Here is a 12,714-nt window from a genome sequence, read left to right on the forward strand (position 1 = left end):
GCCGACGGTGCCGTAGCCGCCGACGCCGTACGGGCTCTTCAGGACGGTGGTCCGCCCCCGGACGGCGCGGGCGGTCAGCCGGCGGGCGGCGGCGCGGCGGCCGTCCGGGCGCTCCTGTCGCGGCAGCCGGATGCCGGGGTGGTCGGGGGCGAGGGCGGCGAACAGCTCGTGGGAGGCGGCCTTGGACTCGTAGCGGCGCACGGCGGCGAGCTCCGGCCCCTCGCCCTGGGCGGCGGTGCGGCCCCACCGCACCACCGGGCGGCCGGAGTCCGCGATCCCGGCCGCGAGGGCGGGGCGGGCGGCGAGGGCCTCGGACAGCGGCCGGTCCGGCGCCAGACCGGTGTGCAGTTCGACCGGGCCCCAGGCCAACTCCGTCCGCGATCCCGGCCGCGAGGGCGGGGCGGGCGGCGAGGGCCTCGGACAGCGGCCGGTCCGGCGCCAGACCGGTGTGCAGTTCGACCGGGCCCCAGGCCAACTCCCCGGCCAGCCAGTCGGTCCACTCCGGCGCGAGCTCGGCGGGCAGCACCAGCAGGGCCGGTTCGGGGCTGTAGCAGGCGGCCAGGCAGGCGTAGTGGTGGGCCTGCCGCAGCCGCCGCGACCGCTGGGCCGGGCCGGTGCCGGGCGGGAGGAACTGCGCGTCGAAGTCCGCGACGTCGCCCACGTGGACCGCCGCCCGGCCGCCGGTCCAGGCCCCCACCCATCCGTCCATGGAGCGGAATCCTAGGGCGTGCGTCAGAGCGCCGACAGGCCCGCGTCGGTGGCGCGCAGGCCGCAGGCGTCGAGGTAGAGGGGGCGCAGGTGCGGCTCGAAGTCGACGTGCAGCCAGGTGCAGCCGGCCGCGCGGGCGCCGTCGGCGGCCTCGGCGACCAGCCTGGTGGCGACGCCCCGGCGGCGGGTGTCCGGGGAGACCACGGTGTCGAGCAGGAAGGCGTGGGCACCGCCGTCCCAGGCCAGGTTGACGAAGCCGACCAGGGCTCCGTCGGCGGTGCGGCGGGCGGTGACCCAGCCGAGGCTGTGCCGTTCCAGGCGGGCCCGCCAGGGGGTGGGTTCGGCGGGCGGGTCTCCCTCGCCGCCGAAGCCCCCGGTGTGCAGGGCGTCGAGTTCGGGGTCGGTGAGCGGGCCGCGCCAGCGGTAGTCGATCGTCACGACGGCACTGTAGAGGGCTTGTTAACTTCCGATCATTTCTTTATTGACAAGGACACAACTTGGCAAAGTTATGACCTTCCCTCTAGCTCAATCTGACTGACCCCCGTCAATCTCGGTCGCAACTCCTTTCCCTGCACAGCTACCCCCACTGGAGTCAGCGTGACCCCCACCCTCTCCTCCCGCCGTGCCCGCGTGGCCGGAGCCGTCGCGATCGTCGCCGCCCTCGCCGGCGCCACCGTCCCGGCCGCCACCGCCTCCGCCGCCCCCGGCATGCGCGAGGCCGCGATATCCCAGGCCCGCGCCAACGTCACCCACAACGCCGGGGTGTTCGGCTTCGGCACCGACCAGGCCCTCGTGGTCAAGGACGTCGTCCTCGACGCCGACGGCGCCTCGCACGTCCGCTTCGACCGCACCTTCCAGGGCCTGCCGGTGGTCGGCGGCGACCTCGTCGTCCACCAGGACGCCAAGGGCAGGCTCAAGGACTCCTCCCGCGCGGCCGCCCACGACGCCGCCGTGAAGTCGACCGTCCCCAAGGTGACCCCGCAGTCCGGCGCGGCCGGCGCGCTCGCCGCCGCCCCGGGCGTCAAGGACGCCGTCAGCACCCCCGAGCTGGTCGTCTGGGCCGCCGACGGCACGCCCCGGCTGGCCTGGCGCACCACCGTCGAGGGCAGCGGCGAGCACGGCGAGCCGGCCGGCAGGGTGGTCGTCACCGACGCCACCACGGGCGAGCAGATCGAGGCCTACGACGCGGAGCACCAGGCCGCCGGCACCGGGAACTCCGAGTACACCGGCAGGATCACCATCGACACCACCGCCAAGTCCGGCGGCGGCTACACCCTGACCGACCCGGTCCGCGGACACATCACCAAGGACGCCAACAACGCCTCCTCGACCGCGCTCAAGGCCTCCTCGGGCACCCCGTTCACCAGCACCACCAACGTCTGGGGCGACGGGAAGAAGTTCTCCACCGACCGCTCCACCGCCGCCGTCGACGCCCACGCCAACACCGCCTGGACGTACGACTACTACAAGAACGTCCACGGCCGCAGCGGCATCAAGAACGACGGCAAGGGCGCCACCGTCTTCGTCCACGTCGGCACCAAGTGGGACAACGCCCAGTGGTCCGACAGCTGCTTCTGCATGATGACCGGCGACGGCGACGGCACCACCGACCCGGAGCAGGTGGACCTGGACACCATGGGCCACGAGATGACCCACGGCGTCACCAGCGCCACCGCCAACCTGCGCTACAGCGGCGAGTCCGGCGGCCTCAACGAGTCCACCAGCGACATCTTCGGCACCATGGTCGAGTGGTACGCCAACAACGCGGTGGACACCGGCGACTACCTGTTCAGCGACCAGTCCACCCCGCCGTGGCTGCGCCGCTTCGACAAGCCCTCGCTGGACGGCCGCTCGGCCGACTGCTGGAGCAGCGGCGTCGGCAAGCTCGACGTGCACTACTCCTCGGGCGTCGGCAACCACTGGTTCTACCTGGCCAGTGAGGGCAGCGGCAGCAAGACCGTCAACGGCGTCACCTACAACAGCCCCACCTGCAACGGCTCCACGGTGGCCGGCATCGGCAACGCCAAGGTCGCCAAGATCTGGTACCGCGCGCTGACCGTCTACATGACCTCCACCACCACCTACAAGGGCGCCCGCACCGCCTCGCTGAACGCGGCCCGCGACCTGTACGGCGCCGGCAGCACCGAGTACAACGCGGTCGCGGCGGCCTGGAGCGGGGTCAACGTCAGCTGACGCGGCGCCACCGGGCGTCCGCTCCGGGCCCGGGAGGCCCCGTTCCCGCGACGTCCCGGGCCGTCCCCGCCGCACCGCGCGGCGGGGACGGCCCGCTGCCGCGCAGCTGCTTCTCGCGTCATTGGCGGTCAGGCCGGTGAGTGGCGATCATGACCGGTATGACTTCCGCGAGCACCGCCACCGCGACCGTAGCCGCAACCGTGACCGCCGCCGCCTCCGGCACCTGGCAGCTCGGTGACCGCACCGTCCACCGGATCGGCTTCGGCACCATGCGCCTGCCGCAGACCGGCCCCGCACTCGTCCCGCACGCCGTCCCGCGCGACCGCGAGCAGGCCCTGCGGGTGCTGCGCCGCGCGGTCGAACTGGGCGTCGACCACATCGACACCGCGGCCTTCTACTTCTCCCCGCTGCGCTCCGCCAACGAGCTGATCAACCGGGCGCTCGCGCCGTACTCCGACGACCTGGTGATCGCCACCAAGGTCGGCCCCGGCCGCGGCCCCGACGGCGCGTGGGTCGAGCACGCCCGCACGCCCGAGCGGCTGCGCGCCCAGGTCGAACAGAACCTGCGCCAGCTCGGCCGCGACCACCTCGACCTGGTGAACCTGCGCGTCCTCGGCACCGACTCGGTCGCCGAACGCTTCGGCGCACTCGCCGAGTTGCGCCAGGCCGGGCTGATCCGCCGGCTGGGCCTGTCCAACGTGCACCCGCACCAGCTCGCCGAGGCGCAGGCCATCGCGCCCGTGGTCTGCGTGCAGAACCCCTACGGCATCGGCGCCTCACCGGCCCAGGACGAGGTGCTGCGGATCTGCGGGGAGCAGGGCATCGCCTTCGTCCCCTTCTACGCGATCGCCGGCGCCGGCCGGGAGGGCGGCGCCGGCGACGCCGAGCCGGCCCAGGTCCGGACGGTGGCCGAGGCGCGCGGGGTGAGCACCGCACAGGTGCGGCTGGCCTGGACGCTGCACCGCGGCCCGCACGTGCTGGCCATCCCCGGCACCGGCGACGTGGCGCACCTGGAGGACAACATCGCCGCCGGGGCGCTGCGGCTGTCGGCGGAGGAGCTGGCGCTGCTGGACGAGGCCCACACGGGCTGAACCGGAACCGCGACGGGCCCGCCGGGCGTCGCTGGGGGACGACGTGAACACCGTCCACCGTGAGGAGTCCCCGAGCATGACCGACCGCGCCACCCGCTACCTCTACCTGGCCCGCCACGGCGAGGCCGCGTCCGAAGGCGACGGCAGCGGGCTCACCGCCACCGGGCGCCGGCAGGCCGCCCTGCTGGGCCGGCGGCTGGCCGGCCGCCCGGTGTCGGTGCTGCACCACGGCCCGCTGCCCCGGGCCGCCGAGACCGCGCGGCTGGTCGCGGAGCAGCTGGACGGCGTGCGGCCGGCGATGTGCGAGGAGGCCGGGGACTTCGTCCCGTACGTCCCGCAGCGGAGCGAACTGCCGGAGGACTGCGCCGAGTTCCTGCTGAACCGTCTCGCGGGCACCACGGCGCGGGAACGGACGGAGGGCGCGCTGCTGGCGCAGCGGGCCGTCGAGCGGTTCACCGGCCCGGTGCCCGGCGGCGAGGAGCGGCACGAACTGGTCGTCACCCACGCGTTCCTGGTCGGCTGGCTGGTGCGCCACGCCCTGGACGCCCCGGCCTGGCGCTGGCTCGGCGTCAACGCCGCCAACGCGGCGCTGACCGTGCTGCGCTACACACCGGGCCGGCCGCCCGCCGTCCTGCTGGTGAACGACCAGGGCCACCTGCCCGAGGAGCTTCACTGGACCGGCTTCCCGCCCCAACTTCGCTGCTGACAGGGGGTGGAGGGCCGTCGACAGGAATCTGACGACCGGTCTACCATCGCCGCATGGGAGTCAAGGGCGAGCAGACCCGGGCCCGGCTGATCGCCGGAACCAGGGAACTGATCGAGGCGCAGGGCTACTCCGGGACGGGCCTCAACCGGATCGTGGCCGCGACCGGCGCCCCACGCGGCTCGCTCTACTTCCACTTCCCCGGCGGCAAGGACCAGTTGGTGGCAGCGGCACTCACCCAGGCCGGCCAGGAGGTCGAGGCGCTGCTCGCCGCCCTGGCGGCCGGCGGCGCCGACACCGCCGCCCTCGCCGAGCGGCTGATCGAGGCCTTCGCCGAACGCCTGGAGCTCTCCGGCTACACCAGCGGCTGCCCGATCGCCACCGTCGCCCTGGAAGTGGCGGGCACCAACGAGTCCCTGCGGACGGTCTGCGCCGAGCTGTACGCGGGCTGGCAACGGGTCCTGGCCGTCCGGCTGGAGGGCGAGGGCTTCGGCCCGGCGAAGGCCGAGGCCGCCGCCGGACAGGCACTCGCCCTGCTGGAGGGCGCCGCCCTGCTCGCCTCCGTCCACCGCAGCCGCGAACCACTGGACCACGCCCGCCACGCCGTCCGGCACCTGCTCGGCGGCTGACCGCACTCCCGCAGGAAGCGCCTCGGCCCGGAGGGCCATGGAGCCTCGCCGAGGCCGCTGTCAGCCGAGGGCCTTCCGCGCCTCCTGCGATCCGGCGTGGGCGGTGTTCAACGCGCGGTCCCCGAGCACCCCCAGCCTGTGCGGATCGAGGTTCGCGCGGGAGGCCTCGGACCACCGGTTGAGCAGGTCGACGGTCTGGCGCTGGAGTTGGACGACGCCGCTCGTGTCCTCCGGGTCCACCCTGGCGAGGCACGCGGCCGCCAGATGGCCGGCCGGGTCGGCCGAGTAGTCCGGCGCCGGGTCGCCCTCCGAGGCGCGCAAGCGGCTCAACGCCTCGCTCCGCCAATCGCGTTGGGCGTCGGCGCCGCGCCCGCGCAGGACGTCGTCGGCGATCGCGTCGAAGGCTCCGGCGGGCATGGCGGCACGCCCCACCTGGTTCTCGATCTCGGCATCGGGCGGGTTCGGCCCGACCTCGGCGAACCCTGCGGCGGCCCGCCGTAGGTCGGCGGTGCGCAGCAGGGCGTAGGCGGTCGGATCCTCCGAGAGACCGCGCAATGCCCGGACCAACTCCCCCCGGTCGACGGAGAAGTGGACCCCCTGCCCGTCCTGCCAGGCACCGCCGCTCGACCCCGCGTGCGTCGTGTCGCCCGCGTCGACCAGGGACAGGACGGCGTGGGTGTCGGACGCGTAGTCCGCGAGGGCCTCGGCCAGCGGGCGGCGGACATCCGGGTGGACGTGGTGGTCCTTGCGATCCGCGAGCGCGAGGACGACGCCTCGCAGGGCGCGGGCCTGCTCCACGGTGTGGACGCCGGGCCGGTCGCCCGTGGTGGCCCCGCGCAGTCGGCCGGCCAGGTCGCCGCACGGCAGGTCGGAACGCCAGTCGGAGGCGAGCACCGTACGGATGCGCTCGTCGCCGCGCAGACCGGCGCAGTCACGGTCGGGATCGTCGCGCCCGAACGTCCACCAGAGGCCCACGCCGACCGCGGCGACCACCACCAGGGCGGTGAGGACGGCGGCGGCGCGGCGGGAAGTGCCCACGCCCGGCATCAGGCGTTGCCCCTGCCGAGGTAGCGGCCTGCGACGTCGCTGCTGCGGTTGCGGGTGTTCAGGACGTCGTCCTGAAGGCCATTGATCATGTGGTCCTCCGGGTTCACGCCCCGGTCCCGGGCCCAGATGCCGACCAGGTCGGACATCTCCTTGGTGCCGTCCAGGTAGGTGTCCGAGATCTTGGCATTGGCCTCGGCGTTGTTCTGGTCCTTCTCGTTCAAGCTGACCTCGTAGGTCCAGGTGTCGACCAGGCGCTGGGCTGCGTCGCCGACCCCGGGGATCGGGGTGATGGGACCGCCGATCGTGTGGTACAGGATCTTGGCCTTCCAGTCCGCCTCGGCGTTCTTGTCGTCGCGCATGTCCATCGCCGCGTCGGCGCGGATGGCATCGTAGACGCCGAGCGCGGCCGCACCCTTTCCCATCACGTCCTTCACCGCGTCACGGTCGGGGTTGGACCCGAGGCCGGCAAGGTCCTGGGCGATCTGCCCGGTCTCCGCCTTGTGCAGCGCGCCGTAGGCGGCCGGGTCGTCCGAGAGCCCGCGCATGACCCGGACCAGGCTGTCCTGGCCAACAGCCATGCGTACGGTGTCACCGTCCTTCCACACCGAGTCGTGCCCGGTGTGGGCGCCGTAGACGTCGTTGCGTCCGTTGAGCAGCTCGTGGGTGTCCCCGACGTAGTCGGCGAGAGCGTTGGCGAGCGGCTGGCGCAGCGTGTCCTTGATCTTGTCGCCGCCCTGGCCCTCGTCCAGGGTGCGGATCGTGTCGTGCATGACCCTGGCCTGCGCCTCGGTGTGTTTGCCGTCGTGGGCGCTGCCGGCCGGTTCACCGGTGGAGGCCGCCTCGATCGCGGCGGCGAGGCCGCTCTGCGCGAGCGGGTCCGGCATCTTGATCGTGGTGTAACCGGTCAGGTAGCCCTCCGGCCAGTGCCGCTCCTTCATCAGGTAGTTCAGGCGCTTGTTCGCACCGTCCGCGCCCGGGTCCAGGTACGCCGTCGCAGCCTCGGGTTGACGGCTCATCACGGACAGGACATTGTCCAGCGGGTCGGCGCCGAGCGCGCTGCCGGTGTGGTTGGCCTTGTAGCTCCACTTGCCCGAGTGCTTCTTCTCGCTGGCCGTGATGTCGTCGGCGAGGTCCGTGAGAAAGGGCGTGGAGTATTTCGCGTTGCCCTTGGTCATCATGGTCGTGAGGATCTGGTAGCCGTACACCGGTTCGGTGTTGGAGCCGAAGTTCTTCCCCCCGGCCCCGTTCATGCCCTCGCGCCACTTCTTGTAGAAGTCGCTGCCCGGGTCCTGGGTGGCGGAGGCCAGTGCCCGGGTCAGGTCGGTCCGCAGCCCCGGGTAGGAGGACTTCTTCCCGCCGTCCTTACCCGGGTCGTCCAGCTGCTGCGCGAGCTTCAGCATGCCGTCGGGACCGAGTTTGTCCAGCAGGGGCTGCGAGAACTGCGGGCTGTCGGCGTTCGCCTTCATCAGGTTTGCCAACTGCTCCCGCTCCTCCGGGCTGAGGCTGTCGAGCCTGGTGACGAGCGCGACCGCGCGCTGCGCGTCGGCAGCGTCACCACCGCCAACCGCCTGCCCGTTGAAGGTGTTGTCCTGGCTGCCGGCCTTTGACGCACTGCGCAGGGCGGTCGCGGCCCGCATGTCGGCGTCGCCGGCCGCCTGCAGACCGGCTTCGATGGCCTTGGTCCACTTGGCCGCGGCCTCGTTGTAGGCGTCCCGGGTCTCACGGTCGTGACGCAGCGCGTCCAGGGTCGCCTTGTCCATCGTGCTGGTGTCCAGGACGGCGACGCCGGTGCCGGTCACCTTGAAGCCGGCCTTGACGGCGCCCTCGGCGGCGGCGCGGACCTGCTTCTGGGCGGCCTCGAAGTCCGACTTCGCGTCATCGAGCAGTGAGGCCACGGCGTTCGCCTCGACCTGGGCGGCGGTGATCTGCCCCTTGGTGGCGATCAGCTGGAAGTTCGCCATGCTGGCGGTGCCGCCCGTCCACAGCCCGTTGCGGGTCACGGACAGCACCTTCTGGTCGAAGTCGGACTCCACTGTGTGGAACTTCTGGGCCATCTCGCGCCATTTGGCCGCCGCCATGGCGAGCGTGCCGGGGTTCGCCTTGAGAACGTCCTCGTATCCCAGCACGACTCACTTCCCGTTCATTGCGTCGGCGATGGAGAAGTTGGTGCTGTGATAGTTCAAGGTGGTCTGCTCCATCGCGGCGCTGTTCTGGTTCAACCTCGCCGTCAACTCGGCCACCTGCTCGTGCCACTCGGCGAGAGCAGCTCGCAACGCCCCCGCTGTGTCCCAGCCGCTATGCGCCGTCGCGGCGGCGTTGGTCGACTCGTCGGCAACCGCGCCGACGGTCGGGTTGTTCAGAGCCATCCCGTTCAAAGCCGCCACCGCGCCGTTCATGGCCTGACCGCTCAAGCTGAACTGTCCGTTCGCCGCAGGCGTACTCACGTCCGACTCCCCCTTGCCCATGCATTCACACGGCGCCGGCTGCGGAAGGCTCGACCTGGCCCAGGCCGTTCCGGTTCGCGCGCTTCCCGATAGCGCCCACGACCGGCCGAGGAAGCGGCCACCTTCTGTCATACACATCCGACGCCGACGCACTATTGGCCTGATCATACTAAGAATGACCGACCGTGACACAGGCAGCGTGCGTGGCAACAGCCCCGAAGCTGCATGCACAAGATGATGAACGTTCCCTCCTCTGCGACGGCCCCCACCTGGGTATTTGACGCCACCCGGTCAAGCTTGTGACGCTGGGTCAGACAGTTCGCCGCGACACCGCTGTGGGAAACCGTGGATGAGGCGCTGACGATCCGGGTGGACGACGCCGACGACCGGGGGGCGCTCGCCTCCCTGCTGTCCTGGCTGCGGGCCGAGGCCGGGCCGTACGGGCGCGTCGGCACGGTCGGCGCGCCATCGCCGCCCGGCACGCTGGGCACCGTCGCGGACGTGCTCACCGTCGCGGTCGGCGCCGGCGGGGCCGCCTCCGGCCTGACCAGCGCGCTGATCGCGTGGATCCGCCGGCGGACGGGCGACACGGTGGTCCAGGTGACCCGCGCCGACGGGAGCTCCGTCGAACTGCGGGCGACGGCCGTCCGCGGCCTCAGCGCCGACAGCGTCGCCGCCCTCGTCCGGGAGGTCGGCGAGTCGCTCACCGACCGGCCCGGCGGCCCCGCCCGCGCCCCGTCGGCCGACAGTGAGTGACGGTGAGTGAAGGCGGGCTGCCCCTGGGGCCTCCCGGGGCGCGGGCCCTGGTGGTGGGCACCGGCAGTCACGTCCCGGGCTCGGTCCTGCCGCACGTCCCCGCGGTGGCCGGCACCGTACGCGCCGTCAAGCACGCGCTCGTCACCCACTGCGGCCTCGATCCCGCCCGGGTCGCCACCCTGGTCGACCCGCGGGACCCGGGCGAGTTCGGCGAGGCCCTGATGGCCGCCGCCGAGGCGGCGGAAACTGTCCTGCTCGTGTACTACGTCGGCCACGGCCTGGTGGGCAACGACGGCGAGCTGTACCTCGCGACCCGCGCCACCGACCACCTGACCCGCGGTCTGACGTACAAGGGGCTGCGCTACTCGGCGCTGCGCGAGATCCTCTCCGCCTCCCGCGCCCGCTCCGTCGTCCTCGTCCTCGACTGCTGCTTCTCCCGCCGCCGCGCCCGTCGCCACGGCGGCCGACCAGCTCGTGGCCTCCTACCCGGGCGGCGGCTTCGTCCTGGCCTCCGCCGCCCCGGAGGAACTCGCACTGGCCCTCGCCGACTCCCCCCACACCGCCCTCAGCGGCGAACTGCTGCGGCTGCTGCACGAGGGCGACCCCACCGGGCCGACCCGGCTGACCCTGGACCACGTCCACCGCTCCCTGCAACGCACGATGAGCGACAAGGGCTTCCCGGTGCCCCGGGGCCACTCCACGGGCCGCGCCGGGGAACTGGTGCTGGCGGCCAACCCGGCCTACCGGTTTCCGACCGGGCCCGTACGGCCGGCCCACCCGGCGGACGGCGCCGGGCCCGGGCTCGACACCTGCCCCTACCGCGGACTGGCCCCCTTCGGCTCGGAGGACGCCCCCTACTTCTTCGGCCGCGAGAAGCCGACCGCGGCACTGGTCGCCGCCGTGTCCGCCCGGCTGTCCGCCGACGGCCCGCTCGTGGTCGTCGGCCCGTCCGGCGTCGGCAAGTCCTCGCTGCTGCGCGCTGGCCTGCTGCCCGCCCCCGACCGCGGCCTGCCCGCCGGACCGGACGCCGCGCGCTGGCCGCGCACGGTGATCACCCCGGGCGAGCACCCGATGGCGCAGCTCGCGCGAATCCTCGCCGACCTCGACCAGGGCGACCCGGGACCACTCCGCGCGGGACTGGAGGCGGAGCCTTCACGGGGGACGGCCGGTCCCTCGCCTGGGAGGACGATCCCGACCAGAGCTACCCGAGCGACCGCACGCTCCGGCTCTGGCGGACGAGTGGGGCGTACGGCGCATGACGGGCCGGCACGCTGACGGTTGCGCACCGGGGGGTGGTGCGCGCCGTCGGCGACCACGCCCTGCTCGCGTTCAGCGATGTCGGCCCGCCCCAGCTGTGGGACGCCACCGACCCGGACCACCCGAAGCCGGGCGGCACGCTCAACGAGACCGCCGAGTACGTCGCCCACGCCGGTTCCCTGAGCACCTTCGAGTCCGATGTGGCCATCGAGGGAGGGCTCATCGCCGTCAACGGCCGTGACGGCCGGATCCACCTGTGGGACGTGACGAACGTCCAGGCCCCGGAGCTGTTGTCCACCGTCGAATCCCCGCAACCGCCCGGCCGGCTCCACCTCGGCCGACCCCCGCGGCCCCTCACGGCCCCTCACCGCCGCCCTACCCCTCCCGTTCGAAGAGCAGCAGCGACCAGTGCACCCCGTCCCTCCCGTGCAGGTCGGGGCGGGTGGCGCGGTGGTGCAGGCGCAGGCCGTGGCCGGCGGCGAGGGCGATGGTGGGCTCGGGCGGAAGGTCGAACATGTGGCGGCCGGGCGGGACGGGCCCGTGCCGCAGGGTGAGGGCGAGGCGGCCGGCGGGAGCGAGCAGGCGGGTGAGGGCGGCCATGGCGGGCGGACGCTCGTCGGGGGCGAGGTGCATCCAGACGGCGGTGAGCAGCACGAGGTCGTAGCGCTCGCCCTCGGCGGCCAGCAGCGGGAGTCCCGGCAGGGCGTCGGCGACCCAGCGGACGTCCGTGCCGGCGTGCAACCGCTCGCCGGCGGCGCGCAGTTCGGGGGTCGGCTCGACGGCGACCACCCGGTGGCCGAGGGCGGCCAGGGCGGCCGCGTCGCGGCCGGTGCCGGCGCCGACGTCGAGGACGGCGGCGGGCGGCGCCGGGTAGTGGTGGAGCAGCTCGCGGTGCACCTCGGCGAAGGTCACGCTCTCATACTGGACGGCGAGTCGTGCGGCCTCCTCGCCGTAGCCGGCGGTGCCGGCCGGGCTGCCCGGGGCGTTCACCGCGGCTCCCGGACGAGCACCGGGCCGGCGGCCGGGGCCGGCGCCGGCGGGCAGGTGTCCACGGCCTGGCCGGGCAGGCGGTACCAGAAGTGATCCACGTTCACCCGCTCAGCGTAACGAACGCACCGCCCGCGCGAACGAGGTCACCGCGCGCCGGACCGGCTCAGGCTTCGCCTGGGTGCCAGCTGGGCCACTCCCAGGGGTGGTCAGCCCAGTGGACCCGCTGCGGATCGTGCGGGTCGAGGCCGGGGAAGAGCTGGTGGACGCGTGGCTCGAACTCCTCCCGTTCGAGCGGCTCCCAGTCGTGGCCCTCGAAGTGGACCAGGCGGTAGCGGTTGTCGGCGCCGAACTCGGCCACCTCGACCAGGGGTGTGGACGTGCTGTTGGTCTCCATGCCCCCCAGCATGTGCGGCGGTGGCAATCAACGCCTGTCCAAACCCCTCTTCCGGGTCATGTCCCTGCGTCGGTGCGCTCGTTGAGCACGGAAACGTTCGAGGGGGGTCGCCGGGGGGCCGCTGGAAGGACGAGCACATGACTGGGCAGCCCACCGGAGGGCAGTGGCAGTGGCCGCAGAACGCTTGGCAGCCCCCGCCGGTCCCCCTGCACACCCCACCCTTCGCGCCTCCGCCGCCGAGGCGTCTCTCGCGCAGGGCCTGGACGGCCGCGATGGTCGGGACGGGCGCCGCGCTGGCCTCCGTCCTGGTGATGTGCGGGCCCGGGTCGGGTGACGAGACGCAGTTGACGGCGCTGCCGGACGTCTCACCGTCGGCCTCGGCCACGGATCCGGAGACGCCCCTGCTGCCGGTCACCCCGTCGCCCGCGACGCCCGCGCCCTCGCCGCTGCCGGCGCCCACCCCGGGGGCGGCGGTCCCGGCGGCCGGCCTGGGCGTGATCGC

Annotated in this window: 13 protein-coding genes and 1 pseudogene; 7 read left to right on the forward strand and 7 right to left on the reverse strand. The window is 73.4% G+C overall.

What is annotated here, in order from left to right; all coding sequences use genetic code 11:
* Together BU198_RS23805 and BU198_RS23810 are read right to left on the reverse strand one after the other, a co-directional pair.
* A partial coding sequence (locus BU198_RS23805) for a hypothetical protein (RefSeq protein ID WP_188298908.1) occupies window positions 1-369 on the reverse strand: 369 nt, incomplete at its 3' end.
* 363 nt (window positions 370-732) lie between these two features.
* On the reverse strand, window positions 733-1,146 hold the full coding sequence (locus BU198_RS23810) for a GNAT family N-acetyltransferase (RefSeq protein ID WP_188298909.1): 414 nt from the start codon (window positions 1,144-1,146) through the stop codon (window positions 733-735).
* Window positions 1,147-1,305: 159 nt separating this feature from the next.
* Between BU198_RS23810 and BU198_RS23815 the strand changes: the two genes are divergently transcribed.
* From BU198_RS23815 to BU198_RS23830, 4 genes are all read left to right on the forward strand, one after another.
* Complete coding sequence (locus tag BU198_RS23815) at window positions 1,306-2,901, forward strand: M4 family metallopeptidase (protein WP_317620290.1); 1,596 nt, start codon at window positions 1,306-1,308, stop codon at window positions 2,899-2,901.
* Between the two features lie 158 nt (window positions 2,902-3,059).
* Entirely contained in the window at window positions 3,060-3,992 is a 933-nt protein-coding gene (locus BU198_RS23820; RefSeq protein WP_188298910.1) for an oxidoreductase, read from the forward strand.
* A 76-nt stretch (window positions 3,993-4,068) separates the two neighbouring features.
* The gene (locus BU198_RS23825; RefSeq protein ID WP_188298911.1) at window positions 4,069-4,698 is read left to right on the forward strand and encodes a histidine phosphatase family protein; all 630 of its coding nucleotides are present in this window, start codon (window positions 4,069-4,071) and stop codon (window positions 4,696-4,698) included.
* 53 nt (window positions 4,699-4,751) lie between these two features.
* Window positions 4,752-5,324 carry a TetR/AcrR family transcriptional regulator gene (locus tag BU198_RS23830; RefSeq protein WP_188298912.1) on the forward strand — a complete coding sequence of 191 codons (573 nt, stop codon included), beginning with the start codon at window positions 4,752-4,754 and terminating at the stop codon, window positions 5,322-5,324.
* Between the two features lie 60 nt (window positions 5,325-5,384).
* Here the strand turns inward: BU198_RS23830 and BU198_RS23835 are convergent, their stop codons facing one another.
* From BU198_RS23835 to BU198_RS23845, 3 genes are read right to left on the reverse strand one after another with little or no spacing between them, the layout of a single operon-like run.
* Window positions 5,385-6,362: a hypothetical protein gene (locus BU198_RS23835; RefSeq protein ID WP_188298913.1), complete on the reverse strand. Its 978-nt coding sequence runs from the start codon at window positions 6,360-6,362 to the stop codon at window positions 5,385-5,387.
* 8 nt (window positions 6,363-6,370) lie between these two features.
* Complete coding sequence (locus BU198_RS23840; protein WP_188298914.1) at window positions 6,371-8,497, reverse strand: DUF6571 family protein; 2,127 nt, start codon at window positions 8,495-8,497, stop codon at window positions 6,371-6,373.
* 3 nt (window positions 8,498-8,500) lie between these two features.
* On the reverse strand, window positions 8,501-8,815 hold the full coding sequence (locus BU198_RS23845; RefSeq protein WP_188298915.1) for a hypothetical protein: 315 nt from the start codon (window positions 8,813-8,815) through the stop codon (window positions 8,501-8,503).
* 345 nt (window positions 8,816-9,160) lie between these two features.
* Between BU198_RS23845 and BU198_RS23850 the strand changes: the two genes are divergently transcribed.
* The gene (locus BU198_RS23850; protein WP_188298916.1) at window positions 9,161-9,571 is read left to right on the forward strand and encodes an effector-associated constant component EACC1; all 411 of its coding nucleotides are present in this window, start codon (window positions 9,161-9,163) and stop codon (window positions 9,569-9,571) included.
* A gap of 474 nt (window positions 9,572-10,045) precedes the next feature.
* Window positions 10,046-10,846: an ATP-binding protein gene (locus BU198_RS23855; RefSeq protein ID WP_188298917.1), complete on the forward strand. Its 801-nt coding sequence runs from the start codon at window positions 10,046-10,048 to the stop codon at window positions 10,844-10,846.
* Window positions 10,847-11,203: 357 nt separating this feature from the next.
* On the opposite strand, the gene BU198_RS23860 is transcribed toward BU198_RS23855, so the two are convergent.
* Both BU198_RS23860 and BU198_RS23865 read right to left on the reverse strand, forming a co-directional pair.
* A complete protein-coding gene (locus BU198_RS23860; RefSeq protein ID WP_188298918.1) occupies window positions 11,204-11,818 on the reverse strand; it encodes a class I SAM-dependent methyltransferase in 615 nt (204 codons plus the stop codon).
* Window positions 11,819-11,981: 163 nt separating this feature from the next.
* Window positions 11,982-12,212 (reverse strand): hypothetical protein, encoded by a 231-nt coding sequence (locus BU198_RS23865; protein ID WP_188298919.1) that lies wholly within the window; start codon window positions 12,210-12,212, stop codon window positions 11,982-11,984.
* A 137-nt stretch (window positions 12,213-12,349) separates the two neighbouring features.
* Between BU198_RS23865 and BU198_RS23870 the strand changes: the two are divergent.
* Window positions 12,350-12,714: pseudogene (locus BU198_RS23870) on the forward strand (hypothetical protein); the annotation flags it as partial.

It is taken from the genome of Streptomyces sp. CBMA156, from assembly GCF_014596515.1.
Lineage (GTDB): Bacteria > Actinomycetota > Actinomycetes > Streptomycetales > Streptomycetaceae > Kitasatospora.